Origin of the sequence: Serratia sp. OS31 (genome assembly GCF_014164835.1) — a bacterium.
Lineage (GTDB): Bacteria > Pseudomonadota > Gammaproteobacteria > Enterobacterales > Enterobacteriaceae > Serratia > Serratia liquefaciens_A.
In genome coordinates this window covers 24222-49947 of the sequence record NZ_JACJFQ010000024.1, presented here as the reverse complement: position 1 = coordinate 49947, position 25726 = coordinate 24222, and the positions used below count along the sequence as shown (strand labels likewise).

Annotated in this window: 21 protein-coding genes; 15 read left to right on the top strand and 6 right to left on the bottom strand. The window is 54.6% G+C overall.

Annotated features, from left to right (window positions below):
• Nucleotide 1 precedes the first annotated feature (1 nt).
• From truD to rpoS, 5 genes are all read left to right on the top strand, one after another.
• On the top strand, nucleotides 2-1048 hold the full coding sequence (gene truD, locus H5P17_RS18730) for a tRNA pseudouridine(13) synthase TruD (protein ID WP_182824536.1): 1047 nt from the start codon (nucleotides 2-4) through the stop codon (nucleotides 1046-1048).
• Between the two features lie 386 nt (nucleotides 1049-1434).
• Nucleotides 1435-2196, top strand: coding sequence for a 5'/3'-nucleotidase SurE (surE, locus tag H5P17_RS18725; protein WP_044554224.1), 762 nt, complete (start codon nucleotides 1435-1437; stop codon nucleotides 2194-2196).
• The gene (locus H5P17_RS18720; RefSeq protein WP_182824534.1) at nucleotides 2190-2816 is read left to right on the top strand and encodes a protein-L-isoaspartate(D-aspartate) O-methyltransferase; all 627 of its coding nucleotides are present in this window, start codon (nucleotides 2190-2192) and stop codon (nucleotides 2814-2816) included. Before surE ends, H5P17_RS18720 begins: the two co-directional genes overlap by 7 nt.
• Nucleotides 2817-3141: 325 nt before the next feature.
• Complete coding sequence (gene nlpD, locus H5P17_RS18715) at nucleotides 3142-4134, top strand: murein hydrolase activator NlpD (RefSeq protein WP_182824532.1); 993 nt, start codon at nucleotides 3142-3144, stop codon at nucleotides 4132-4134.
• Between the two features lie 54 nt (nucleotides 4135-4188).
• Nucleotides 4189-5187 carry an RNA polymerase sigma factor RpoS gene (rpoS, locus tag H5P17_RS18710; RefSeq protein WP_044554227.1) on the top strand — a complete coding sequence of 333 codons (999 nt, stop codon included), beginning with the start codon at nucleotides 4189-4191 and terminating at the stop codon, nucleotides 5185-5187.
• 196 nt (nucleotides 5188-5383) lie between these two features.
• Here the strand turns inward: rpoS and glsA are convergent, their stop codons facing one another.
• The 5 genes from glsA to H5P17_RS18685 all read right to left on the bottom strand — a co-directional run bounded on the left by glsA (nucleotide 5384) and on the right by H5P17_RS18685 (nucleotide 12622).
• Complete coding sequence (gene glsA, locus H5P17_RS18705; protein WP_182824530.1) at nucleotides 5384-6388, bottom strand: glutaminase A; 1005 nt, start codon at nucleotides 6386-6388, stop codon at nucleotides 5384-5386.
• Nucleotides 6389-6822: 434 nt separating this feature from the next.
• On the bottom strand, nucleotides 6823-9378 hold the full coding sequence (gene mutS, locus H5P17_RS18700) for a DNA mismatch repair protein MutS (RefSeq protein WP_182824528.1): 2556 nt from the start codon (nucleotides 9376-9378) through the stop codon (nucleotides 6823-6825).
• A 382-nt stretch (nucleotides 9379-9760) separates the two neighbouring features.
• Nucleotides 9761-10771 (bottom strand): hypothetical protein, encoded by a 1011-nt coding sequence (locus H5P17_RS18695; RefSeq protein ID WP_044554232.1) that lies wholly within the window; start codon nucleotides 10769-10771, stop codon nucleotides 9761-9763.
• Nucleotides 10772-10800: 29 nt separating this feature from the next.
• Nucleotides 10801-11772, bottom strand: coding sequence for an aldo/keto reductase (locus H5P17_RS18690; protein WP_182824562.1), 972 nt, complete (start codon nucleotides 11770-11772; stop codon nucleotides 10801-10803).
• 46 nt (nucleotides 11773-11818) lie between these two features.
• Nucleotides 11819-12622 (bottom strand): SDR family NAD(P)-dependent oxidoreductase, encoded by an 804-nt coding sequence (locus H5P17_RS18685; RefSeq protein ID WP_182824526.1) that lies wholly within the window; start codon nucleotides 12620-12622, stop codon nucleotides 11819-11821.
• A gap of 106 nt (nucleotides 12623-12728) precedes the next feature.
• Here H5P17_RS18685 and H5P17_RS18680 point away from each other — a divergent pair, with 106 nt between their 5' ends.
• From H5P17_RS18680 to chbG, 6 genes are all read left to right on the top strand, one after another.
• Nucleotides 12729-13643 carry a LysR family transcriptional regulator gene (locus H5P17_RS18680; RefSeq protein ID WP_182824524.1) on the top strand — a complete coding sequence of 305 codons (915 nt, stop codon included), beginning with the start codon at nucleotides 12729-12731 and terminating at the stop codon, nucleotides 13641-13643.
• Nucleotides 13644-14126: 483 nt separating this feature from the next.
• A complete protein-coding gene (locus H5P17_RS18675) occupies nucleotides 14127-14444 on the top strand; it encodes a PTS sugar transporter subunit IIB (protein WP_020825274.1) in 318 nt (105 codons plus the stop codon).
• 11 nt (nucleotides 14445-14455) lie between these two features.
• Entirely contained in the window at nucleotides 14456-15817 is a 1362-nt protein-coding gene (chbC, locus tag H5P17_RS18670) for a PTS N,N'-diacetylchitobiose transporter subunit IIC (protein WP_020825275.1), read from the top strand.
• Between the two features lie 48 nt (nucleotides 15818-15865).
• Nucleotides 15866-17251 (top strand): glycoside hydrolase family 1 protein, encoded by a 1386-nt coding sequence (locus H5P17_RS18665; RefSeq protein ID WP_182824522.1) that lies wholly within the window; start codon nucleotides 15866-15868, stop codon nucleotides 17249-17251.
• 14 nt (nucleotides 17252-17265) lie between these two features.
• Entirely contained in the window at nucleotides 17266-18114 is an 849-nt protein-coding gene (gene chbR, locus H5P17_RS18660; RefSeq protein WP_044554237.1) for a transcriptional regulator ChbR, read from the top strand.
• Between the two features lie 153 nt (nucleotides 18115-18267).
• Complete coding sequence (chbG, locus tag H5P17_RS18655; protein ID WP_182824520.1) at nucleotides 18268-19029, top strand: chitin disaccharide deacetylase; 762 nt, start codon at nucleotides 18268-18270, stop codon at nucleotides 19027-19029.
• Between the two features lie 29 nt (nucleotides 19030-19058).
• Here the strand turns inward: chbG and H5P17_RS18650 are convergent, their stop codons facing one another.
• Complete coding sequence (locus H5P17_RS18650) at nucleotides 19059-20453, bottom strand: MFS transporter (RefSeq protein ID WP_182824518.1); 1395 nt, start codon at nucleotides 20451-20453, stop codon at nucleotides 19059-19061.
• Nucleotides 20454-20703: 250 nt separating this feature from the next.
• Between H5P17_RS18650 and pncC the strand changes: the two genes are divergently transcribed.
• The 4 genes from pncC (at nucleotide 20704) to alaS (ending at nucleotide 25704) form a co-directional block, all read left to right on the top strand.
• A complete protein-coding gene (gene pncC, locus H5P17_RS18645; protein WP_182824516.1) occupies nucleotides 20704-21192 on the top strand; it encodes a nicotinamide-nucleotide amidase in 489 nt (162 codons plus the stop codon).
• Nucleotides 21193-21304: 112 nt separating this feature from the next.
• Entirely contained in the window at nucleotides 21305-22366 is a 1062-nt protein-coding gene (gene recA, locus H5P17_RS18640) for a recombinase RecA (RefSeq protein ID WP_044554241.1), read from the top strand.
• Between the two features lie 64 nt (nucleotides 22367-22430).
• Nucleotides 22431-22943 carry a recombination regulator RecX gene (gene recX, locus H5P17_RS18635; RefSeq protein ID WP_182824515.1) on the top strand — a complete coding sequence of 171 codons (513 nt, stop codon included), beginning with the start codon at nucleotides 22431-22433 and terminating at the stop codon, nucleotides 22941-22943.
• Nucleotides 22944-23076: 133 nt separating this feature from the next.
• Nucleotides 23077-25704 (top strand): alanine--tRNA ligase, encoded by a 2628-nt coding sequence (alaS, locus tag H5P17_RS18630; protein WP_182824513.1) that lies wholly within the window; start codon nucleotides 23077-23079, stop codon nucleotides 25702-25704.
• Nucleotides 25705-25726 lie beyond the last annotated feature (22 nt).

The window sequence follows — 25726 nt, the reverse complement described above, 5'->3', positions numbered from 1 at the left end:
CATGGATATGGCTAACCTGACCTGGCTGCATGGCCAGCCGCAAAGCACCGGCGTGCTGAAGGCCAACCCGGAAGATTTCGTGGTGGTGGAAGATCTGGGCTTTAAGCCGGATGGCGAAGGCGAACACGTGCTGGTGAACATCCGCAAAAACGGCTGTAACACCCAGTTCGTCGCCGATTATCTGGCGCGCTTTGCCGGTATTCATGCCCGCTCCGTCAGCTACGCGGGCCTAAAAGATCGCCATGCGGTAACCGAACAGTGGTTCTGTTTGCATCTGCCAGGGAAAGAAACGCCGGACTTTACCCAGTTCTCATTGGAAGGTTGTGAAGTGCTGGCCAGCGCCCGCCACCTGCGCAAAATGCGGATTGGCACGTTAAAAGGCAATGCCTTTACTCTGGTGCTGCGTCATATTTCCGATCGTCAGGATGTAGAACAACGCCTGCAGGCGATTGAGGCCGGCGGTGTACCGAATTACTTCGGCAGCCAGCGCTTTGGGCGCGGCGGTAACAATCTGGTGATGGCACGGCGCTGGGCGAATGACGAGATCCGGGTGAAAGAACGCAGCAAGCGTAGCTTTTATCTTTCCGCCAGCCGCAGCGCGCTGTTTAACCTGATCGCCAGCCGGCGATTGGCCAATCAGCAGCAACATACCGTATTGGAAGGGGATGCCCTTCAGCTTAGCGGTCGTGGCAGCTGGTTTGTCGCCAAACCGGAAGAGCTGGAAGCGTTGCAGCAACGCCTGGAGGCCGGTGAGCTGATGATTACCGCTCCTTTGCCGGGTGATGGTGAGCCGGGCACCGCCGGGGAAGCGTTGAGCTTCGAACAGCAGTGCCTGCTGGAACAGCCGGAGCTGATGTCGCTTTTAAAGCGCGAACGCGTAGATCCGGCCCGCCGAGCATTGCTGTTACAGCCGAAAGATATGCAGTGGGACTGGTGGGATGATGCCACCGTCGAACTGCGTTTCTGGCTGCCGGCCGGCAGTTTTGCCACCAGCGTGGTGCGCGAAATTATGCGGCAGGACAGTAGCGATGCGGATATTAGCGAGTAATAATCAAGAAACCGGTTTTACGCCGGTTTGAGACTGCTGACAAACATATAATGTTTGGCGGCAGGCGCTAAAGGTTTTGAAAATAATCAGGAAAATCAATTTATTGATTTTCGACTGATAACACAAAGGGGGAAAAACCACGCTTTTATCCCCCTTTGTCAATAACCTGAAACCTGCGCAAGCAGGTTTTTTTTCGCCATAAGATTGGCTCGCGGCAGTTTAGCCTTGAGTTCCCTGCCTTTTCCCATGGTCACTGGACATGGCGGGGGCAGTAAACATAATATCTGCTGATTAAGCGCCTCCTTTTGGGCGGTCATACCGAGTAGTTAAATCCCAGGCTGCGTTAAGCGGTGCCTGGTTGAGAGATAAAAAGAAGACAACCTCTTATGCGGATATTGCTGAGTAATGACGACGGTGTTACCGCCCCAGGCATTCAGGTGCTGGCGGCAGCGCTGCGAGAGTTTGCTGAGGTGCAGGTTGTGGCACCCGATCGTAACCGCAGCGGTTCTTCCAATGCGCTGACGCTGGAATCCCCATTGCGCACCCTGACGATGCCCAATGGGGATATCGCCGTACAGCAAGGAACTCCGACCGATTGCGTGTACCTGGGGGTGAATGCCCTGATGCAACCTGCGCCGGATATCGTGGTTTCCGGTATCAATGCCGGTCCCAATCTGGGCGATGACGTTATCTACTCCGGCACCGTGGCGGCCGCCATGGAAGGGCGCCATTTGGGCTTGCCTGCGCTGGCCGTGTCGTTGAACGGCCATCAGCATTATGCGGCGGCGGCGGCGATCACCTGCCGGGTGCTGCGAGCCTTGCTGCGTGAGCCGTTGCGCACCGGTAAAATTCTCAATATCAACGTGCCGGACTTGCCGTTGGATGAGATAAAAGGCATCCGAGTGACCCGTTGCGGCAGCCGTCACCCGGCAGATAAGGTGTTCTGCCAACAGGATCCGCGCGGGCAAAACCTCTACTGGATCGGGCCGCCTGGTGATAAGTTTGATGTCGGGCCGGACACGGATTTCGCTGCGGTAGAACAGGGTTATGTGGCGATCACGCCATTGCAGGTGGATTTGACCGCCTATGCGGCCCAGGACGTGGTAAAAACGTGGTTAACCAAAGCAGGGGTTGGCGGGGAATGGTGAACAAGCGTATGCACACATTGCTGACGCAACTGCGTCAACAAGGGATCCAGGACGAACGATTGCTGCTGGCCATTGAGGCCGTGCCGCGTGAGCGCTTTGTTGATGAAGCGCTTGAGCACAAGGCTTATGAGAATACCGCGCTGCCGATCGGCTCGGGTCAAACGATCTCCCAGCCCTATATGGTGGCACGGATGACCGAGCTGCTGAACCTGACGCCCACTTCGCGAGTTCTTGAGATTGGCACGGGTTCCGGCTATCAGACCGCCATCCTGGCGCATATGGTGCAGCACGTGTGCTCGGTTGAGCGTATCAAGGGATTGCAATGGCAGGCGAAGCGCCGCCTGAAGCAACTCGATCTCCATAATGTTTCCACTCGCCACGGCGACGGCTGGCAAGGGTGGGCGTCGCGGGGGCCGTTTGACGCCATCATCGTCACCGCCGCGCCGCCGGAAATCCCCCCGGCGCTGATGGAACAGCTGGACGACGGTGGCATTTTGGTGCTGCCGGTCGGTGAGCAGGCCCAAACCCTCAAGCGTATTCAGCGTCAGGGGAACGAATTTGTTATCGATACCGTCGAAGCGGTACGCTTTGTTCCGTTGGTGAAGGGCGAATTGGCCTAGCGATTGTCTGATTTTTCGGCAGGAAATGAAATCTGTTGCACTTTCATCCCCTCCGGTTAAGGTTTTAGCGTTTCAATAAAACTAATTTTCAATACAATTGCCTTTCTGCGCAGTTGTCTTATGGTGCAGCAGCGCTAATGTGGTTAGCATTGGCGCGCTGTTTTGAGGCTCCGGCATGAGGTTTTCTGACGTTCAGGAATCGGCCGCGGGCACCTTTCATTGTAGGAACGTAGAGAATGTTAAAAGCTCAGCTACGATGTAAAGGGTATTTTGGATATATCGCTGATATTGCTGTCATGGGGGAAGCATGAGCACGGGAAGCCCAATGATTACATTACGCCGGGTTGCGGTGTGTACGATGGTAAGTTTGTGGTTGGCGGGTTGTACGAACACTGCGTCAACATCGGCCCCTATCAGTAGTGTGAACGGTGGTGGTGCCGGAGCCGCTGCATCCAGCAACGCTGGGGCACAGGTGGGCTCTGAGGGGCACATTGTTTACAACCGCAGTTATACTTCGATCCCCAAAGGGAGCTACAGCGGCAATACCTACACGGTTAAGCGCGGAGATACGCTGTTTTACATCGCCTGGATCACCGGAAATGATTACCGTGACCTGGCGCAACGCAACAATATTCCTGAACCCTACAGCCTGAATGTGGGTCAAAACATTCAGCTTGGTAATGGTTCGGCGGCCGGAAACGGCGGTATGCTGGCGGCAACAGATGCCACCAGCGGCGGCGTGCCAAAGCCGCCATCGACCTCCCAGATACAAACTGCAACGGTTGATTCTCAATCAACTAACGCGTATTCTGATAATTCGGGTAAACAGAATGTAGGTAAGATGTTACCTGCAGCAGGCGCAGTGGCGGCAACTACCGCAACAGCCCCTGTTACCGCACCGGCCGTTGCTCCACCAGTGAGCAGCACCGTCAGCAACAGCGCTCCGGTAAGTACCTGGAGATGGCCGACTGACGGGAAGATTATTGATAACTTTTCCTCATCAGAAGGTGGGAATAAAGGTGTCGATATCGCCGGGTCCCGTGGGCAGCCTATCTTCGCTACCGCCGATGGTCGTGTAGTGTACGCAGGCAACGCTTTACGGGGTTACGGTAATCTGATCATCATCAAACACAATGATGATTACCTGAGCGCCTACGCTCACAACGACACAATGCTGGTCCGGGAACAACAAGAAGTGAAGGCGGGTCAAAAAATAGCCACCATGGGTAGCACCGGAACCAGTTCAGTACGTTTGCATTTTGAAATTCGTTACAAGGGGAAATCCGTAAACCCGCTGCGTTATCTTCCGCAGCGATAGATTGGGCAGAATACGCTGTTATTCTGCTCGCGGTATCACGGGTAGGAGCAGCATATGAGCCAAAATACGCTGAAAGTTAACGAGTTACATGATGATGCGGATTTCGACGAGAACGCAACGGAAGCGGAATCATTCGACGAAAAAGCACTGGTAGAAGAAGAGGCCAGTGAGAATGATCTAGCGGAAGAAGAGTTGTTGTCACAAGGCGTGACCCAACGCGTATTGGATGCGACGCAGCTCTATCTGGGCGAAATCGGTTATTCTCCGCTGCTTACCGCAGAGGAAGAAGTTTATTTTGCGCGGCGTGCACTGCGCGGTGACGTGCCGTCCCGCCGCCGAATGATTGAAAGCAACCTGCGGCTGGTGGTGAAAATCGCCCGCCGTTACAGCAACCGCGGCCTGGCGCTGCTGGATCTGATTGAAGAGGGTAACCTCGGTCTGATCCGCGCAGTGGAAAAGTTTGACCCAGAACGCGGTTTCCGTTTCTCGACCTACGCGACCTGGTGGATCCGGCAGACGATTGAGCGGGCGATCATGAACCAAACCCGTACTATCCGCTTGCCTATCCACATAGTTAAAGAACTGAATGTCTATTTGCGCACCGCGCGCGAGCTTTCTCACAAACTGGATCATGAACCGAGCGCTGAAGAGATTGCAGAGCAACTCGACAAGCCGGTGGATGACGTCAGCCGCATGCTGCGCCTGAACGAACGTATCACTTCTGTGGATACGCCGTTGGGTGGGGATTCGGAGAAAGCGCTGTTGGACATTCTGGCAGACGAGAAAGACAACGGACCGGAAGACACCACGCAAGACGATGACATGAAGCAGAGCATCGTGAAATGGCTGTTCGAACTGAACGCCAAACAGCGTGAGGTGCTGGCGCGTCGTTTTGGCCTGTTGGGCTACGAAGCGGCGACGCTCGAAGATGTGGGCCGTGAAATTGGCCTGACTCGCGAGCGAGTTCGTCAGATCCAGGTTGAAGGTTTGCGTCGCCTGCGTGAAATACTGCAGATGCAGGGCCTGAGTATCGAGGCACTGTTCCGCGAGTAACGTTGGCAGTTGAACCGCATCAAAATAAAAACGGTGAGCATAATGCTCGCCGTTTTTTTTCTAACGAATACCGCAAAACCGCGATTAGGGAAAGACCTGCTGCCGCCCGCTGGTCGAGGGTTAATGCGAGCTTTTTGCTGTCAGCCTATAGAACATTCTTAGAAGTCGCCGATGCGCTGGCACGACGGGAATGAGATCAGTGAGAGTCGTAAAGGTTGGCTTTGGTTGCGTGCGCAACGTAGCTGATTGCTTCCTGTGCACGGACACTATTGCCGGCTTTATCCAGGGGGGGTGAGTAGACTGCAATGGCGTATTGGCCAGGGACGACGGCGACCATACCGCCGCCAACACCGCTTTTGGCTGGGACTCCTACGTTGTATAGCCATTGCCCTGAGCCGTCATAGAGACCTGCGATCGCCATTTCTGACAGCACGTTGGGGACGTATTGTTGCTGCAGTAGCTGCTTGCCAGTGAAGGGGGATTTCCCCGCGTTTGCCAATACGGCCCCCATCTTGGCCAGTTGCTCAGTGGTGGCGCTCACCGAACACTGTTTGGTGTAGATATCGAGTGCTTCGTCGGCATTGCTGTACATGCGGCCATAAGACATCATCAAGCGACTCAGCGCCTGGTTATGCTGGTTAGTCACGGATTCGGAATGATAAACGTCCAGATTAATGCTCAATTTAGCATCGGCATAGGCGTTCATATTGTCGATAATCTGTTGCCAACGATCGCTGGCATTTTTCGCATTGATAAAGCTGACGGTGCTAATGGCGCCGGCATTAACCAGTGGATTCTGCGGGCGCTCTGGACGCAGTTCGATGGCGAGGCCAGAATTAAAGGGTAATCCGGTTGAGTTTGCACCCAGCTCATTCAGTACTTTGTCAGCGCCATGTTGATTTAATGCGATAGATAAAGAGAATATTTTGGTTAATGATTCCAGTGGAAATATTTTTTGTGTATCTCCGGCGGTATAGAGTTTGCCATCTACAGTTGCAATCGCGATAGCGTAATTTTTATCACTGTAAGCCGCCAATGCAGGAATATAATCCGCAACCTTACCACGATTGTCATTTTTAAATTTCTGATAAGCCGATTGCACGATGGTAGCATAGTCGGGAGAGTCCGTAGCTAAGGCGCCGGTGCTTGTCAGGGAAATAAACGGAATGGAAAAAACTATAGCTAAAAGCTTAGGTTTCATAAAATGACTCCTACAGGATGGATAGGTGTTTGTATTAAATAAAATGACTGACGTGAGCATTCGCAAGGGGCATTGTTCAAGTGAGAATACTTTATTGATTTAAATACATGCAGCTATAACGGTACTGTTTTAAAAGGGTTTTAATAACAGTATGGTGGTGCAGAGCACCGTAGGAAGGATTGTGCTTTCACCAATGCAGTAGCAGCGAGCGATCCCGCATTGACAACTGACTGGATATATTGAGGCCTAATTATTCGCTTCGATATGCATCACGTCCAATTGATTATTTTAATTGATAGACAATGGCTAATAGCCATGGCGAATCAAAAGCAGGATATGAAACATTGTTACTTTCATTGTGTAACAATAACGATAAACCTTATTAAATAAAAACGGTGAGCATGATGCTCACCGTTTGCTGTTTATACGTCGAGTTAGACCATATTCTTCAGGCGGTAAATCCATTCCAGCGCCTGGCGCGGAGACAGTGAATCCGGATCCAGGGCCTCAAGCGCTTCAACCGCCGGAGAGGTTTCCTCGTTCAACAGCGTCATTTGGGTGGCGTCAACGGTACCGCTGGCGGTGTGGCTGGAGATGGCTTCCAGTTCCCGCAATTTCTGGCGCGCGCGTTTGATCACTTCACGCGGCACCCCGGCCAGTGCGGCAACCGCCAGCCCATAACTTTTGCTGGCGGCACCGTCCTGCACGCTGTGCATAAAGGCGATGGTGTCACCGTGCTCGAGCGCATCCAAATGCACGTTAACCACGCCTTCCATTTTTTCCGGCAGGGTGGTCAGCTCAAAGTAATGAGTGGCGAACAAGGTCATGGCCTTGATGCGGCTGGCCAGATTTTCGGCACAGGCCCAGGCCAGGGATAAACCGTCATAGGTCGAGGTGCCACGGCCAATCTCGTCCATCAGCACCAGGCTGTGTTCGGTGGCGTTATGCAGGATATTGGCTGTTTCGGTCATCTCAACCATAAAGGTGGAACGGCCGGAGGCCAGATCGTCAGCCGCACCTACGCGGGTAAATATGCGATCGACCGGGCCAATGACCGCCTTGCTTGCCGGCACGTAGCTGCCGATATGGGCCATCAGTACGATCAGCGCCGTTTGGCGCATATAGGTGCTTTTACCGCCCATATTAGGACCGGTAATGATCAACATTCGGCGCTGGGGCGACAGTGACAGCGGGTTGGAGATAAAGGGTTCGCTCAATACCTGCTCCACCACCGGGTGGCGACCTTCGGTGATGCGTACGCCAGGCTGCTCGCTCATGGTCGGGCAGGCGTAGTTCAGCGTTTCGGCGCGTTCAGCCAGGTTAGCCAGCACGTCCAGCTCTGCCAAAGCCGCAGCGCTTTGTTGCAATTCACCCAGATGTGGCAACAGCAAATCGAACAGCTCTTCGTACAGGCCTTTCTCGATGGCCAGCGCTTTCCCTTTAGAGGTCAGCACCTTGTCTTCGTACTCTTTCAGTTCGGGAATGATGTAACGTTCGGCGTTTTTCAGCGTCTGACGGCGTACGTAATGGATCGGTACCAGATGGCTTTGCCCGCGACTGACCTGAATGTAATAGCCATGAACGCCATTGAAACCGACCTTCAGCGTATCCAGCCCCAGCTTTTCGCGCTCGCGGATCTCCAGACGGTCGAGATAGTCGCTGGCACCATCGGCCAAGGCTCGCCATTCGTCCAGCTCGCTGTTGTAGCCGGGGGCGATAACGCCACCGTCGCGGACCAGCACCGGCGGGGCTTCCACCACGGCGCGCTCCAGCAAGTCCTGCAGTTCATCAAATTGACCCACCTGGGACAGCAGGTGCTGCACATGCGGAGTATTTACGCCTTTTAACAGCGCATGGATATCCGGTAACTGCTGGAAGGCATGACGCATGCGTGCCAGATCGCGTGGACGGGCGCTGCGCAACGCCAGACGGGCGAGGATACGTTCCAGATCGCCGACCTGACGCAAAGAAGGTTGCAGATCGGCATACAGATCCTGCAGTGCGCCGATGGCTTGCTGACGATCATTCAGTACCTTGATGTCACGAGTCGGCATATGCAGCCAGCGCTTAAGCATGCGGCTGCCCATGGCCGTGACGCTGCGATCGAGGATCGCCGCCAGGGTGTTTTCAGTGCCGCCGGACAGGCTCTGGGTCAGCTCGAGGTTACGCCGGGTAGCGGCGTCCATGATGATGCCATCCTGTTGACGCTCCATGGTGATGCCACGGATGTGCGGCAATGAGGTGCGCTGGGTGTCTTTTACATACTGCAGCAGGCAACCGGCGGCACGCAGTGCCTGATGGGCCTGTTCAACGCCGAAGCCGGTAAGATCGCGGGTGCCGAACTGCAGGTTAAGCTGCTGACGGGCGGTCTCCGGTTCGAATTCCCACAGCGGGCGACGACGCAGACCATGGCGCTGCTCAATCAGCGACATCTGTTCAAAGGTTTCGGGATAAAGCAGCTCGGCGGGATTGGTGCGTTGCAGCTCGGCCGCCATGGTCTCGATATCTGCCGGTTCGGCAACGCGGAAACGGCCGGAGCTGATGTCCAGCGTCGCGTAACCAAAGCCACGTGCGTCCTGCCAGATGGCGGCCAGCAGGTTGTCCTGACGCTCCTGTAACAAGGCTTCGTCGGTGATGGTGCCTGGCGTGACGATGCGCACCACTTTGCGCTCAACCGGACCTTTACTGGTGGCCGGATCGCCGATTTGTTCGCACAGGGCAACGGATTCACCTAGCTGCACCAGTTTGGCTAAATAGTTTTCCACCGCATGATGGGGAACGCCGGCCATGGGAATAGGCTCCCCTGCTGAGGCACCGCGCTTGGTCAGCGAGATATCCAGCAATTGGGACGCGCGCTTGGCATCATCATAGAACAGCTCGTAGAAGTCGCCCATGCGGTAAAACAGCAGGATCTCGGGATGCTGGGCCTTGAGGCGCAGGTACTGCTGCATCATAGGCGTGTGTGAATCGAGCTTGTCGGTGCTATTCATAAGATTACTGTTTCCAATCCATTGAATTTAAAAATATTTTTGACGTTGTTTTTCATCGTTAGGTTTCACGCCGTTTTACAAAAAATCACGCCTGCAGGCGGCCGCAGGGCGAGGTAAAGCCATTTATCAAACCGATCCCAAACGGAACGGAGGGCACCGCGGCTACCGGCGATGGGGATCAATAAGTTTTTTATACCGACGCTATACTAGCCCAGCGGACAATCCGCTGTCACAGGTAAAAATTGGGAGCGCTGCACAAAGTGAGTTTGTAAGGCAAGGGAGATCGTTGCAGCGAACAGGACGCCGCTCGCGAAAGATCATAATCCTCCACCTTTGACGGGCTTGAGGAGCTTATTCTCCCGCAAGCCCGGAAGGGCAAGTGTCAGTCCGCAGTGGAGAGGGGCAGTTGGAGTTGATAGATGCGAAAGCTGTCGGGCACCTCGGCTGCACGCCCGGGCAGCAGGCGGTGACGAATGCGCGATTCACTGACGAAAGCGCAGCCTTGCGGCGTGATATCCAGATTGACCGGTGACTCCATTCCTTCGCGAATCACTTCAATAGCGTGCATGCCCGCAGTGCCGGGGGACATAATCCGCAGGATCCTGCCCTGACCGCTTTTAATGCCATTTTCGAGTACGATCAGCGCGCCGTCCGGGGCTAATCCCATGCCGTCCGGATTCTCGATGGTGCGTGGCAGCTCTATTTCAGACAGCTTTGGCGTTTGTTCCCCATAGCTCAGGGTATAGAGCTTCCCGCTGCCGAAGTTGCTGATTGCCATGCTCCGATCGTTTATCAGGACAATACCTGCGGCACCGAGGCCACTTGGATCGGCCAGGCGTGGATCGCGAAAGATGATCTTAAACTCGCTCTCGCCCGGGCGTAACCTCATGATGCTGCCCGCTTTGGTTTCGGTGACGTACACCGTGCCATCTTTGCCGACGACCAGGTCATTGCCCATTCCTCCCTCAGGCAGCGTTAAACTTCGATTGATCGTGGCATCCGAGATATTGAGGGCGAAAATACGGTGAGGGCGGGTTTGGCCCGCCGGCAGGAAATCGGGAGAGTTTCCCCATAACAGCCCATGCTGTTCATCCAGCCTCAGGGTGGTTGAGGAGAAAACGGTGTCGGCCCCGGCAAAGAAGGTCTGCCAATTCTCGTTCGGACGTTTGCGCAGGATACGCCCACTGGTGACCAAGCCCACGTACAGCGTTCCGTCAGAGGCACGGGCTATGCCATTTGGATAGCGCGCGCCAGGCGGTAGCTTCAGGCTGGTTGATGTGCAGGCGGGGGTTGCAATGGATGTCGCGGAAGCGGAAACCGCAGGCATCATCATGGCGAGCGCCAGGGCGGTGAGTGCGGCCCGTGCAGGGTGATATTTCAATAGGTTTAACATGAAGCCTCTCTTGTTCTGGATGATGGGGGTTACCAACGCGGAGGGCGAATTTGCTCTTTCATGGGTGCTTCAAGCGATGCGATTTCCTGACTGGACAGCGTGAGAGACAGTGCCTTAAGGGCATCCTGGAGATGGTGCGATTTGGACATGCCCACAATGGGGGCCGCGACCGCCGTTTTGGACACCAGCCAGGCGAGGGATACCTGAGCCGTAGGCACTCCCCGAACGGCGGCGATGCTTTCGACGGCCTGGATGGATTGCTCTACTTCGCTTCTCCCGCCGTACCAACGTGGGCTTTGTTCGTCAGTTTCGGCGCGTAATGTGCCGGATCCCTTTGCTCCGGCCAGCGTGCCGCGAGCCAACGGCGACCAGGGCGTAAGGCCGATACCTTCCTCCTGACACAGCGGAATTAAATCCAGCTCATCTTCGCGCGTGATCAGGTTGTACTGACTTTGCATGGAAATAAAGGGGGCCAATTTATTATGGCGCTGAAAATCCAGCATTTTCATAAAGCGCCAGGCATGCATGGAAGACGCGCCGAGGTAACGGATCTTGCCGGCACGCACCAAGGTATCGAGCGTGTCGGCCGTTTCCTCAATCGGCGTTTCCTCATCGAAGCGGTGCATGACGAACAGGTCTATATAGTCCGTCCCCAGACGCTGTAGAGAAGCTTCGACGCTCTGAATGATATGTTTGCGCGACAGACCGCGGCTGTTGGGATGCTCGCTTGTAGGGAAGAACGCCTTGGTGGCTATCACCATATCCTCCCGGCGAGCAAAGTCTTTCAACGCACGGCCGAGAATGCGTTCGCTTTCGCCTGCGGAGTAAATATTGGCGGTATCGAAAAAGTTAATTCCGGCTTCCAGCGCGTCACGGATAAAAGGGCGGGCTTGGGCTTCGGGTAATACCCAGGGCCGCCAGGCGGGAGCCCCATAGGTCATGCAGCCCAGACAGAGTCGGGAAACTTTCAGGCCACTGTTACCAAGGCGAACGTAGTTCATCATTTTTCCTTCTGAGGTGCGGGTTAAGGGTCGGCATGCCTGCCTTTCAACGCATTCCGGCGATGGTGTAGCCACCGTCGACCAGCAGGCTTTGGCCGGTAATAAAGCGGGCGTCATCCGTTGAAAGCCACACGGCGACATCAGCGATATCTTCAGGCAGGCCGAGGCGTTGAGCGGGCGTGTGGGTGATGAACGGCGTGAAGGCGGAAGGATCAGAGATGCTGCTATGGGCCATCGGCGTATCGATAATGCCGGGGTTGATGTTGTTGATGCGGATAGCTTTTTCGCCATATTCAAGCGCTACCGCACGGATCAGTGCATCGAGGGCCCCTTTGCTGGCGGAATAACTTGATGAACCGGCAAGCGCGCCTTTGGCTAGCCAGGAGGAAGTGTTGACGATCACGCCGCCTGAATTCTGCGACAGAAATGTTTCGACCTGGTATTTAATCGAGAGCCACACGCCCCGGAGATTGGTGGCTATCACCGCGTCGAAATCCGCGCTGGTTTGCTGATGAATGGGGACGAAGTTACCGAGAATGCCGGCATTGTTGAAGGCGATATCCAGCCGCCCGTAGTGAGCCGTCACCGTGGCGAGCAGGCGGCGGATATCCTCTTCCTGCGTAATGTCCGCCACCACGGCCAGCGCGTCGCCGCCCTCTTTGATCACGTCGAGCCGGGTGGCCTCGATTTCTGCCCAACGCCGCCCGGCCAGCACCACTTTGGCGCCTTCACGGGCATAGGCCAGGACGGCGGCGCGCCCGATGCCGGTGCCCCCTCCGGTGACCAGAACGACTTTTTCTTGCAGACGTTTGCGCAGCGGCGTTTGTACTGAATCAGCATATTGAGTCATGGCGTTAATACCGGGTAATTGAACACTTCACCATGCTATGTTGTTGCCATATGGATAACTATCCGTTAAAAATTCATCTCACTATTAAATTATTTATATCAATCTAATGAAAAAAACCGACCTGTCAGGGCTGGTGGCCTTTGTGGCTATTGCCAAAGAACGCAGTTTCAGGCGAGCCGCAGCCAGGCTTGGTGTGACGCCACCCACCCTTAGCCACACCATGCGCGAGCTGGAGGCTCAGGTCGGCATTCGTTTGTTGAATCGAACCACGCGTAATGTGTCGACGACCGAGGCGGGTGAGCATTTGTTGGCGAAGCTGGCGCCGGCGTTTACGGACATCGATACCGCTTTGGAAGGCTTGAATGGCTTTCGCGACCAACCCCAGGGGCTGGTCAGGATCAATGCCCCCCGAACGGCCATTGAGCTGGTGCTGGTACCGCATTTGGGGCGCCTGGCGCGCGATTATCCCGGTATTACGCTGGAAATTGTGGCGGAGGAGGGGTTTGCCAATATTGTGGAACAAGGCTTCGATGCGGGCATCAGGCTTGGTGAAGACCTGCATAACGATATGCGAGCCGTACGGGTTACGCCGGATTTGCGGTTTGCCATCGTCGCCACGCCTGAATATTTTCAGCGCTATGGCAGGCCTGAGCATCCCGAAGATTTGCTGAATCATCGTTGTATCGGATGGCGCAAGATTGCTTCGGGCGAGCTCCACAAATGGCATTTTAAAAAAGGTGACCAAATGCTTTCGGTGACGGTGAACAGCCCGCTGGTGCTTGATGATGCCAGGCTGATGCTGCAAGCCGCATTAACCCATGCCGGTATCGCCTTCGCGATAGAGCAGGAAGTGCGCGAGCACCTTGCCGCGGGACGTCTGGAGCAAGTTATGGCTGAGTGGTGCGCGCCGTTCCCTGGCTTTTATCTCTATTACCCGAATCGCAGAAACCACTCGGTGGCATTGTCTACCGTCATTAATGTGGTGCGCTATCCCAGCCAGACAGGCCATGACGAAGAGTAATGCTTGCCCGTTAGCCAATCTTGCCGGTTCAAAAAAACTCTCATTCCCGCCGCTTTTTCGTCGGTCTTTACGCCAGCCCTTGGTGACCGGTTCTCATCAAGGGCGAACTATTTTCTGCTCACTTATCCCCCACAGCACGATCCCGCGATAAGAATAATCCATAAATACTCTGCATGTTTATAACATATTGTTTATAATTGGTATTTATTTATTTTCGATGAATTTATTCGATAATTTAAGGTTGTTTGTGAGCCCGGTCACACTAATTTTTTATGCAAAATGTGAAGAGGGTCAATCGGGAAGGTCAAGGAGAGACGGTTCTCTCTGTCGACAGCTTACCGGTCCGCTCCGATGCCTCCGTATACTGTTCTCAACCAGGGCAGAGCAACGGAAATTTTCATAAGGAAAGTGCGTGAGGCAATCGCTATTGCATCTGGCAAACAAATGACACGGGGCTTTTTTGATTATCTTGAGGGATTGGGTATGGAAAAGAAAAAAATCTATCTGTTTTGTTCTGCCGGTATGTCGACTTCCCTGCTGGTTTCAAAAATGAAGGCGCAGGCCGAGAAGTACGAGGTGCCGGTGATCATTGCCGCTTATCCTGAGGCGCTGGCCGCAGAAAAGGGCGCTGAGGCAGATTTGATCCTGCTGGGGCCACAGATTGCCTATACGTTAGCCGAAGTACAAAAACAGTTGCCTAATAAGCCCGTCGAAGTGATCGACTCCGCTTTATACGGCAAGCTCGATGGCCTTGGGGTGTTGAAGGCCGCGGTCGCCACCATAAAAAAAGCTAACCAATAAAGGGGTCTGCCGTGAATACGTTAATTGCCTCGTTGGAAAAGGTCATACTGCCTTTTGCCGTGAAAATTGGTAAACAGCCCCATGTTAATGCCATCAAAAACGGGTTCATTCGATTAATGCCGCTGACGTTGACCGGGGCGATGTTCGTTCTGATCAACAACGTATTCCTCAGTTTCGGCGAAGGCTCGTTCTTCTTTTCATTGGGGGTACGGCTGGATGCGTCCACCATTGAAACGCTAAACAGCCTGAAGACCATCGGTGGCAGCGTTTATAACGGCACCCTGGGGATTATGTCCCTGATGACGCCCTTCTTTATCAGTATGGCTTTAGCGGAGGAACGTAAGGTTGACCCGCTGGCGGCCGCGCTGCTGGCGGTTGCCGCCTTTATGACGGTAACGCCGTTCAGCGTCGGAGAGGCTTATGCCGTCGGTGCTAACTGGCTTGGCGGCGCCAACATCATTTCCGGCATGGTGATCGGCCTGGTGGTGGCGGAGATGTTTACCTTTGTGGTGCGCCGCAACTGGGTCATCAGCCTGCCTGACAGCGTACCTTCTTCCGTATCTCGCTCGTTCTCCGCACTGATCCCCGGCTTCCTGATCCTGTCGATCATGGGCGTGATTGCCTATTGCCTGACGTTGTGGGGAACCAACTTCCACCAGATCATCATGGACAGCATCTCGGCTCCGCTGGCGAAAATGGGCAGCGTGGTCGGCTGGGTGTATGTGATGTTCTCCTCGCTGCTGTGGTTCTTCGGGGTGCATGGCTCTATGGCGCTAGCCGCACTGGACAGCGGCATCATGACGCCATTCGCGCTGGAAAACGTAGAGCTTTACAACAAGTATGGTTCGGTCGAAGCCGCCGTTGCCGCCGGCAAAGAGTTCCACATGTGGGCGAAGCCTTTCGTCGACTCCTATATCTATCTGGGGGGAACCGGGTCTACGCTGGGGCTGATTATCGCCATCTTTATCGCCTCGCGCCGTGAAGACTATCGTCAGGTCGCCAAGCTGGCTACCCCGTCGGGCATCTTCCAGATCAACGAACCTATCCTGTTCGGCCTGCCGGTGATCATGAACCCGGTGATGTTTATCCCGTTCATCCTGGTTCAACCGGTATTGACGATCATCACCACGGTGGCCTACTACACCGGAATGATCCCGCCGATCACCAACATTGCGCCCTGGACCATGCCGGTGGGCCTGGGGGCGTTCTTCAACACCAACGGCAGTATCGTTGCCATGTTGCTGAGCTTCTTCAACCTGGGCGTGGCGACCTTGATTTACCTGCCGTTTGTGATGATTTCCAACAAGGCGCAGAGCCAGATCGATCAGGCTACCGAAAGCGAAGAAGACATCGCCAAGGCGCTGAAATTCTAACTGTCAGTCCGGGGCAGCCGTTGCTGCCCCGGTTTTAGGGGCGTTTGGATGAAATATCAATTTGCTGATGATTTCTGGTGGGGAAGCGCGACCTCTGCGCCGCAGTCGGAAGGGGCCTCTGCACGGGATGGCAAAAGTCAGAACATCTTCGATTACTGGTATGACATTGCGCCAGAACGCTTTCATCATCAGGTCGGTCCGTCCGAGGCATCCACCTTTTATGACCATTTCCAGCAAGACATCCTGCTGTTAAAAAAGCTTGGACATAACACCTTCAGAACCTCCATCTCCTGGTCACGGTTGATCCCGGATGGGGAAGGCGAGGTGAACCCAAAAGCCGTCGCTTTCTATAACGCGCTTATCGATGGCCTGCTGGCTGAGGGCATTACGCCGTTTATCAACCTTTACCATTTTGACATGCCTATGTGCATGCAGCGAAAAGGCGGCTGGGAAAGCCGGGCGGTGGTGGAAGCCTACGCCCGCTACGCCAAAACCTGTTTCAGCCTGTTCGGCGATCGCGTCACTCATTGGTTTACTTTTAACGAGCCGATTGTGCCGGTCGAAGCGGGCTATCTGAATGACCTGCATTATCCTTGCGTGGTTGATTTTAAAAGGGCCGTCGCGGTGGCTTACCACAGCGTGCTGGCCCATGCCAAAGCGGTGAAGGCGTTCAGGGCGCTGGGCCATCAAGGTGCGATTGGCATTATTTTGAACCTGAGCCCGACTTACCCTCGTTCGAACAGCCGGGAAGATGGCGTGGCCGCCCATCATGCGGATCTGTTGCTGAACAAAAGCTTCCTCGATCCTGTGACCAAAGGGCGTTATCCGCAAGATCTGGTGGATATACTGCGGGCCAATGATTTATTGCCACAAACGGTACCGGAGGACGCACAGCTGATTGCCGACGGCGTGGTGGATATTCTGGGCGTCAATTACTATCAACCGCGCAGGGTTAAAGCGAAAGAAGGCTACCGGGCCGACGCACCCGTGACGATGCCGGAAGATCTGTTCAGCTATTACGACATGCCTGGCCGCAAGATCAATCCGCATCGGGGTTGGGAAATCTATGAAAAAGGGCTGTATGACATCCTGATGGATCTGAAGGAAAACTACGGCAACATTCCCTGCTATATTTCAGAAAACGGCATGGGCGTAGAGGGTGAAGAGGCTTTTATCGGCCCTACTGGGCGGGTGGAGGACGATTATCGAATCGACTTTATCCGCGATCATCTGAAATGGCTGCATCAGGCGCTGTCGGAGGGTTCCAACTGCAAAGGTTATCATTTGTGGACCTTTATCGACTGCTGGTCCTGGCTTAATGCCTACAAGAATCGCTACGGGTTAGTTCGGCTCGAGCGGGAGAGCCAACAGCGCACGCTGAAGAAAAGTGGCTATTGGTTTGCCGAGACGGCCCGGCAGAACGGCTTTGATTAACGGGAGCGCATGCGATGTCTGAGAGCCTGGTTTCGCTGAATGCGAACGACGTTAAGCTGATACGGGAGCAGGATTTCTTTAACTGCAAAGATTTCCATTTGTTTATTTATAACAAGGTGGAAAGCGCCACTGGGCTGCATCAGCACGACTACTACGAGTTCACCATCGTCCTGAGCGGCAAATGTTATCAGGAGATCAACGGCAAGCGCGTGCTGCTGGAACGGGGCGATTTTGTCTTTATCCCCATTGGTTCGCGCCATCAGAGCTTTTATGAGTTCGGCGCCGCGAAAATCTTCAATGTGGCGGTTGGCAAGGTGTTCTTCGAAGAGAACTATTTGCAACAATTGCCACGCTGTTTTGTCGCTTCCCAGGCCTATAGCCTGAAGAATGAATTCCTCGCCTACATCGAGTCGGTGGTGGGTTCCCCGCAGTTTCGCGAGGATGACTTTGCCGAATTCCTGGAAACGCTGACCTTTTATATCATCAGCCGCATTCGTCACTACAAGGAAGAGAGCGGCGAGGGGGACGATATCCCGCAGTGGCTGAAAAACACCCTGGCCGGCATGCATGATAAAGCCATGTTTGGTGAAAAGGCGCTGCTCAATATGGTGGAGCTGTCGGGAAAAACGCAGGAGTACCTGACCCGGGCGATGCGGCGCTATTACCATAAAACGCCGATGCAGGTGATTAATGAAATTCGCATCAACTTTGCCAAAACGCAGCTTGAAGTCACCAACTATTCGGTTTCGGATATTGCCTTCGATTCCGGCTATGGCGACGTGAGCCTGTTTATTAAAAACTTTAAAAGACTCACTGAAGTGACGCCGGGGAATTACCGAAAAAAGTTCTACGGCCCTGTTTAGGGCCGATCCCGATAAGCATTAACGCCGATATTCCGAATGCCTTTCAGGCCGCCAATAGCCTGATGAAATAAATTTCTTTGCTTAAGCGAAGGGGAATTGCCGTACCTGACGGACGGTATTCCCTTGCCAAAAATTTGTTAAATGGGTGCCAAAATGGAAAAGTTACTGATAGTGAATGCCGACGATTTTGGTCTGAGCAAGGGACAGAACTATGGGGTGATTGAGGCGTTTCACTATGGGGTGGTCACTTCAACCACGGCAATGGTGAACAGCCCGGACGTACGGCATGCCGCCAGCCTCAGCCGGCTTTATCCTGGGCTGCAGATCGGCCTGCACTTTGTGCTGACTCACGGGCATCCGTTGACGGCCATGCCTTCGCTGGTCAACGAACGCGGAGAACTGGGCAAGTGGTTATGGGAAAGGGCAGAGTCCGAGTTGCTGAGCCTGGACGAAATCCATGATGAGTTGGTGAGCCAATACGACAGGTTCGTGGCAGTGTTTGGCAAAGCGCCGACGCATATCGACAGCCACCACCACGTGCATATGCTGCCGCAGATTTACCCGCTGGTGGAGGCGTTTGCACAGTCCCGCTCGATCCCGCTGCGCATTGGGCGCCAGGAAGTTGAGCAACAAGATATTCCATTACGGTATGACCGCAGTACCGAGTGGTTTGATGCGGGTTTTTATGGCGAAACGATATCCGAAGCGCTGTTTTTACAGGTGCTCGATCGTGCCGATCAACGTGGTGCCAAGTCGGTGGAGATGATGTGCCACCCGGCGTTTCTGGATAACACGATTTTAGCGAGCAAATATTGCTACCCACGGCTTGCCGAAGTGGACGTTCTGACTTCGCCAGGCATGAAGAACGCCATCGCGGAACGCGGTTACCGTCTGGGATCTTTCCTCGATCTGTGACAAGCCCATCGGATACCGCGATGGCCCGCTTAAAGCATTGAGTGGGCCTTTTTCAGCCCGGTATCTTCATCAGGATCGGCGCCCTGCGGAACGGGGGGCTCCGCTTCTTCCTCGCCCGACGCTTCGCTGGCCTGCGGTTCTATCGGATAGGGGGCCGCCTCCGGTGGTGGCATGGTGTCGTGGATAATCTGTTCATCAAAGGTTGGGTTCAGCGCCGGCGAGAGCGGAGAACTGGTCAGGCTGTCCGGCAGGGGAATATGCGGCAAGGGCGCATCCTGCACAAACTGCGATTCGTCCTGTTTTACCGTCCGGCTGAAGGCCACCAGCAGCACACCACAGAGTGCAAAGAAGGCATACAGCGTATTCCCGCCCAGCGGCTCTATCAGCGCGCCGACCGCCAGGGGGCCGACACTGGCGCCCACGCCGAAGGCCATCAGCAAACAGGCGGCTAACGAGACGCGCCGCTCCGGCTCTATCAAATCGTTCGCCAGGGCAACCACCAAGGGATACAGCGTAAACTGCAGCATGCTGACGATAAAGCCCACCACCAATAGCACTGGGAAATCAATGTGCGGCACCAGTGCCAACGGTAGCGCGGCCACGATCAATAAAATGGCGTTGATGCGCATCAACAGCGTACGGTTATAGCGATCCGACAGCCAACTGAGCGGGAATTGCGCCACCAGTCCGGCGAAGATCGATATCGCCATAAACAGGCCGGTCTGCTGGGTGGTCAGTGCCTGCATGCTGGCATAAACCGGAGCCAGCCCGTAGAAAGATCCCACCACCATGCCGATGACCAGCGTGGTCGCCAGCACCTTGGGGATGGCGCCGATAAAATAGCGTAGCTCCATCGGTGCCGGTGACATATGACGTGCATTGGTGCGGGTAGTCAGGGCGATAGGCACCAGGCAAAGCGCAAAGCACAGGGCGATCACCAGCAGAGTGGTAATGCCGAGGTTGGTTTGCAGCATCAGCACCACCTGACCTAACGACATGCCCAAATAGGTGGCAGCCATATAGAAGCCGAAGACCATCCCGCGCTGATTGGATTCCGACTGATCGTTCAGCCAGCTTTCCAGCACCATGAACTGACACATCATGCACAGGCCGATAATCAGCCGCAGCACCACCCACACGGGAATGTATTCCGTCAGGCCATGCCCAAGCACCGCCGCGGTAATAATGCCGGCGCAGGAAACGTAAGCGCGGATATGGCCGACGCGAGCAATCAGAAAATGGCCGACCTTGCCGCCGATCACCAAACCGATGTAGTTGGCGGCAATAATCGCGCCGATCAACGCGCCGGTCACGTGAATAGAGGTTAAACGCAGGGAGATGTAGGTGGTGAGTAACCCTGAACCCAGCAGCATCAGCAGGGTGGTGGTATACAACGGAAAGAAGACGCCTAACGTTTTTTTCACTCTATCATCCTAATCTTTTATCCTGGTTTGCCATGGGCTGGCCATGCCGGCGGCAAAAAAAACCCTGTGAGATCCCTCTTGATAAAACGCCGCTCATTAACCCGAACGCTACATTCGATACTAGCAGTTTGGGTTAAGGCTTAACACCGCATCGGCTGCGAAGCGTCGCGCATTTCTGTCATCGCCGCGTCAGATAAGCTTGATAAATGCTACTATCGGGCGCATATACCTGATTCGCTAAGGAGAGGTTATGAGTGAACAGCAACTGCGTAAACTCAGCGTTGCAGTAGGGGAAAAACTGAAGGCCAATGGCCAGTGGATCACCTGCGCAGAATCTTGCACCGGGGGCGCTATCGCCAAGGCCATCACCGATATTGCCGGCAGCTCTGCCTATTTCGACCGCGGTTTTGTCACCTACAGCAATACGGCGAAGCATGAGCTGTTAGGCGTGGCGGAAGCCACCCTGAATGCCCATGGTGCCGTAAGCGAAGAGGTGGTGCGCGAGATGGCTCTGGGGGCTTTGCATGCGGCTCGGGCCAACCTGGCGCTGTCGGTCAGCGGCATTGCCGGACCGGACGGTGGCAGCGTGGAAAAACCGGTGGGTACGGTCTGGTTTGGTTTTGCCGAATCCTCAGGACGCGTGCTGGCGAAAAAGATGCAATTTTCCGGCGATCGTGATGCGGTGCGGCTTCAGGCGACGATTTTCGCGCTGCAAACCGCCCTTGACGAATTTTTGTGAAATTAGGCTTGATACTGTATGACCATACAGTATAATTAGTGACATTTCCTGCACAACATACATTCAGTGGCAGTGTGGGGTAACACCGACATTGCGTAACGAAGGAGCAACAATGGCTATTGATGAGAACAAGCAAAAGGCGCTAGCTGCGGCACTGGGCCAGATTGAGAAACAGTTCGGCAAAGGCTCCATCATGCGTCTGGGTGAAGACCGTTCTATGGACGTAGAAACGATCTCTACCGGCTCGCTGTCACTTGATATCGCACTGGGTGCAGGCGGCCTGCCAATGGGCCGTATCGTTGAAATCTATGGTCCGGAATCTTCCGGTAAAACCACCCTGACGCTGCAGGTTATCGCTGCGGCGCAGCGCGAAGGCAAAACCTGTGCCTTTATCGATGCCGAGCACGCGCTGGATCCAATTTATGCGAAGAAGCTGGGCGTTGATATCGACAACCTGCTGTGTTCCCAGCCGGACACCGGTGAGCAGGCGTTGGAAATCTGTGATGCCTTAACCCGTTCTGGCGCGGTTGACGTGATCATCGTTGACTCCGTGGCGGCCTTGACGCCGAAAGCGGAAATCGAAGGTGAAATCGGTGACTCACACATGGGCCTGGCGGCACGTATGATGAGCCAGGCGATGCGTAAGCTGGCCGGTAACCTGAAAAACGCCAACACGCTGTTGATCTTCATCAACCAGATCCGTATGAAAATCGGTGTGATGTTCGGTAACCCGGAAACCACTACTGGTGGTAACGCACTGAAATTCTACGCTTCCGTCCGTCTGGATATCCGCCGCATCGGCGCGGTGAAAGAAGGCGATGAAGTCGTCGGCAGTGAAACCCGCGTGAAAGTCGTCAAAAACAAAATTGCTGCGCCGTTCAAACAGGCAGAATTCCAAATCCTGTACGGTGAAGGTATCAACAGCCGCGGCGAACTGGTCGATCTGGGCGTGAAGCACAAGATGATCGAGAAAGCCGGTGCCTGGTACAGCTACAATGGCGATAAAATCGGTCAGGGTAAGGCAAATGCCTGTAACTTCCTGAAAGAGAACCCGGCGGTTGCCGCCGAGTTGGACAAGAAACTGCGTGACCTGCTGCTGCACAGCAACGGTGAACTGGTTGCGGCAACCAACGAAGGCTTCGATGACGAAGCTGAAACCAGCGAAGAGTTTTAATCGCTGCTGACGCCTGTGAACGCCGTTATGGGTTTACGGGCGTCGACTACATCAGGCTTGAATAATGAATGACTTGCTAAGCCGTGCCATGCGCCTGCTGTCGCAACGCGATCATAGTGAAGCTGAACTGCGCCGCAAGCTTGCGGCGCAGCCATTTATGGCGAAAGCCAGATTTGGCGGCAAAACGTCTCCCTCCTCTGCACCTGCTCCGTCTTCCGAAGAACCTATTGATCCTGCCGTTATCGAACAGGTGATCGCCTATTGCTATCAACACAATTGGTTGGACGATCAACGCTTTGCCCGCAGCTACATCGGTAGCCGCAGCCGTAAAGGTTATGGTGCGCAGCGCATCCGCTCGGAACTGATGCAAAAGGGCGTGGACAAAGAGCTGACGCAGGCGGCGCTGGCAGACTGTGATATCGACTGGTGTGAGCAGGCTAAACAGGTTGCTCAGCGTAAATTTGGCGACAAACTGCCAACGGACTGGAAAGAGAAAGCAAAAGTGCAGCGTTATCTGCTCTATCGTGGCTTCTTCCAGGAAGAAATTCAGTCAATTTACCGTGATTTTGCGCAATGAACGCACACGGGGTTTTACTTCCCCTTGAAGAAAATTTATCTTATCCCCACTTTTTGTTCGTGAGTTAGATGCCATCGTCAGGATGTCGCGTATCTTGCTCACGTGTCGTTATTCTAGCCTTTCCGGGAAAATTATGAGCAAGAGCACCGCTGAGATCCGTCAAGCGTTTCTCGATTTCTTTCATAGTAAGGGCCACCAGGTTGTAGCAAGCAGCTCCCTGGTGCCTAACAATGATCCGACATTGCTGTTTACCAATGCCGGCATGAACCAATTTAAAGATGTTTTCCTGGGGCTGGACAAGCGCGCCTATTCCCGAGCCACCACCTCACAGCGTTGCGTGCGTGCGGGCGGTAAGCATAACGATCTGGAGAACGTCGGTTATACCGCACGTCACCATACCTTCTTTGAAATGCTGGGCAACTTCAGTTTCGGCGACTATTTCAAACATGACGCCATCAGCTTCGCCTGGGAACTGCTGACCGGTGAAAACTGGTTTAACCTGCCGAAAGAAAGGCTGTGGGTGACCGTCTATGAAACCGATGACGAAGCTTTCGACATCTGGCAGAAGCAGATTGGTGTGCCGGCAGAGCGCATTATCCGTATTGGCGACAATAAAGGCGCAGCCTTTGCCTCTGACAACTTCTGGCAGATGGGTGACACCGGCCCGTGCGGTCCGTGCACCGAGATTTTCTACGATCATGGCGATCATATCTGGGGTGGCCCACCGGGTAGCCTGGAAGAGGACGGCGATCGTTACATTGAGATCTGGAACATCGTTTTCATGCAGTTCAACCGTCAATCCGACGGCACCATGCTGCCGCTGCCAAAGCCATCGGTAGATACCGGTATGGGCCTGGAACGTATTGCGGCAGTTCTGCAGCATGTGAACTCCAACTATGAAATCGACTTGTTCAGTACGCTGATCGCGGCAGTGGCCAAGGTGACCGGTGCAGTTGATTTGGATAACAAATCCTTGCGCGTTATTGCCGACCATATCCGTTCCTGTGCTTTCCTGGTGTCCGATGGCGTTACGCCGTCAAACGAAGGCCGTGGTTACGTGCTGCGCCGCATCATTCGCCGTGCAGTCCGCCATGGCAACATGCTGGGTGCGAAAGACAGCTTCTTCTACAAGCTGGTTGCTCCGTTGATTGAAGTGATGGGGCCGGCCGCTGACGAACTGAAGCGCCAACAGTCTTTGGTTGAGCAAGTGCTGAAAACGGAAGAAGACCAGTTTGCTCGTACCCTGGAGCGTGGTTTGACGCTGCTGGACGAAGAGCTGGCTAACCTGCAGGGCGATACCCTGGATGGTGAAACGGCCTTCCGTCTTTACGACACCTACGGTTTCCCGGTCGATCTGACTGCGGACGTGTGCCGTGAACGTGGCCTGAAAGTGGATGAGGCCGGTTTTGAGCTGGCTATGGAAGCACAACGTCGTCGTGCACGTGAGTCCAGCGGTTTCGGCGCAGACTATAACAGCATGATCCGCGTTGATGGCGCCAGCCAGTTCAGTGGGTATGACCACGAGCAGCAACAATCAACCGTGATCGCGCTGTTCCGCGACGGTCAGTCGGTCAATGAGATCCACGCCGGTGAAGAAGCCGTAGTGGTGCTGGATGAAACCCCGTTCTACGGTGAATCCGGTGGTCAGGTTGGCGATAAAGGCGTGCTGAAAGCCGCCGGCGCTGATTTTGAAGTGAGCGATACCCAGAAATATGGCCAGGCTATCGGTCATCAGGGCAAGCTGGTTCAAGGTTCTTTGAAGGTGAAGGACCGCGTTGATGCGCAGATCGACACCGTTCGCCGCAATCGCATCCGTCTGAATCACTCCGCAACTCACCTGCTGCACGCTGCACTGCGTCAGACGCTGGGTGAGCATGTGGCACAGAAGGGATCGTTGGTTAACGATAAATACCTGCGTTTCGACTTCTCGCATTTTGAAGCGATGAAGCCGGAGCAAATCCGCCTTGTAGAAGACTTGGTGAACCAGCAGATACGTCGTAACCTGCCGGTACAAACCGAAGTCATGGCGCTGGATGATGCCAAAGAGAAGGGCGCTATGGCGTTGTTCGGCGAGAAGTACGACGATAACGTGCGCGTACTGACCATGGGAGACTTCTCGACCGAACTGTGCGGCGGCACCCATGCCAGCCGTACCGGTGATATCGGCCTGTTCCGCATTCTGAGCGAATCAGGTACCGCTGCGGGTATTCGTCGTATTGAAGCCGTTACCGGTGAAGGCGCGATTGCTACCCTGCATCAGCAAAATGATTTGTTGCAGGACGTTGCGCACCTGGTGAAAGGGGATAACAACAACCTGACGGACAAAGTGCGTGCGGTACTCGATCGCACTCGCGCGTTGGAAAAAGAACTGCAGCAGTTGAAGGATCAGCAGGCGGCGCAGGAGAGCGCTTCATTGTCCAGCAAGGCGAAAATGGTTAACGGCGTCCCGCTGTTGGTCAGCCAGCTTGATAACGTCGAGCCAAAAATGTTGCGTACCATGGTTGATGATCTGAAAAATCAACTGGGTTCCGCGATTATCGTGCTGGCCACCACGGCCGATGATAAGGTGAGCCTGATTGCCGGCGTGACCAAAGATCTGACCGACCGGGTGAAAGCCGGCGAGTTGATCGGCAACGTAGCGCAGCAGGTTGGCGGTAAAGGGGGCGGACGCCCTGATATGGCGCAGGCAGGGGGGACCGACGTCAGTGCCCTGCCGGCGGCACTAGACAGCGTAGAAGCCTGGGTGGCCTCGAAACTGTGAATATAAATAAATAGCACTTATA

Excerpts from the sequence above, each read along its gene's own strand:
- H5P17_RS18720 (WP_182824534.1), top strand. The coding sequence starts at position 2,190 with ATGGTGAACAAGCGTATGCACACATTGCTGACGCAACTGCGTCAACAA.
- surE (WP_044554224.1), top strand. The coding sequence starts at position 1,435 with ATGCGGATATTGCTGAGTAATGACGACGGTGTTACCGCCCCAGGCATT.
- H5P17_RS18690 (WP_182824562.1), bottom strand. The coding sequence starts at position 11,772 with ATGAACTACGTTCGCCTTGGTAACAGTGGCCTGAAAGTTTCCCGACTC.
- H5P17_RS18675 (WP_020825274.1), top strand. The coding sequence starts at position 14,127 with ATGGAAAAGAAAAAAATCTATCTGTTTTGTTCTGCCGGTATGTCGACT.
- chbR (WP_044554237.1), top strand. The coding sequence starts at position 17,266 with ATGTCTGAGAGCCTGGTTTCGCTGAATGCGAACGACGTTAAGCTGATA.
- glsA (WP_182824530.1), bottom strand. The coding sequence starts at position 6,388 with ATGAAACCTAAGCTTTTAGCTATAGTTTTTTCCATTCCGTTTATTTCC.
- H5P17_RS18665 (WP_182824522.1), top strand. The coding sequence starts at position 15,866 with ATGAAATATCAATTTGCTGATGATTTCTGGTGGGGAAGCGCGACCTCT.
- recA (WP_044554241.1), top strand. The coding sequence starts at position 21,305 with ATGGCTATTGATGAGAACAAGCAAAAGGCGCTAGCTGCGGCACTGGGC.
- mutS (WP_182824528.1), bottom strand. The coding sequence starts at position 9,378 with ATGAATAGCACCGACAAGCTCGATTCACACACGCCTATGATGCAGCAG.
- alaS (WP_182824513.1), top strand. The coding sequence starts at position 23,077 with ATGAGCAAGAGCACCGCTGAGATCCGTCAAGCGTTTCTCGATTTCTTT.
- H5P17_RS18695 (WP_044554232.1), bottom strand. The coding sequence starts at position 10,771 with ATGTTAAACCTATTGAAATATCACCCTGCACGGGCCGCACTCACCGCC.
- pncC (WP_182824516.1), top strand. The coding sequence starts at position 20,704 with ATGAGTGAACAGCAACTGCGTAAACTCAGCGTTGCAGTAGGGGAAAAA.
- recX (WP_182824515.1), top strand. The coding sequence starts at position 22,431 with ATGAATGACTTGCTAAGCCGTGCCATGCGCCTGCTGTCGCAACGCGAT.
- rpoS (WP_044554227.1), top strand. The coding sequence starts at position 4,189 with ATGAGCCAAAATACGCTGAAAGTTAACGAGTTACATGATGATGCGGAT.
- truD (WP_182824536.1), top strand. The coding sequence starts at position 2 with ATGGATATGGCTAACCTGACCTGGCTGCATGGCCAGCCGCAAAGCACC.
- nlpD (WP_182824532.1), top strand. The coding sequence starts at position 3,142 with ATGATTACATTACGCCGGGTTGCGGTGTGTACGATGGTAAGTTTGTGG.
- H5P17_RS18680 (WP_182824524.1), top strand. The coding sequence starts at position 12,729 with ATGAAAAAAACCGACCTGTCAGGGCTGGTGGCCTTTGTGGCTATTGCC.
- chbG (WP_182824520.1), top strand. The coding sequence starts at position 18,268 with ATGGAAAAGTTACTGATAGTGAATGCCGACGATTTTGGTCTGAGCAAG.
- H5P17_RS18685 (WP_182824526.1), bottom strand. The coding sequence starts at position 12,622 with ATGACTCAATATGCTGATTCAGTACAAACGCCGCTGCGCAAACGTCTG.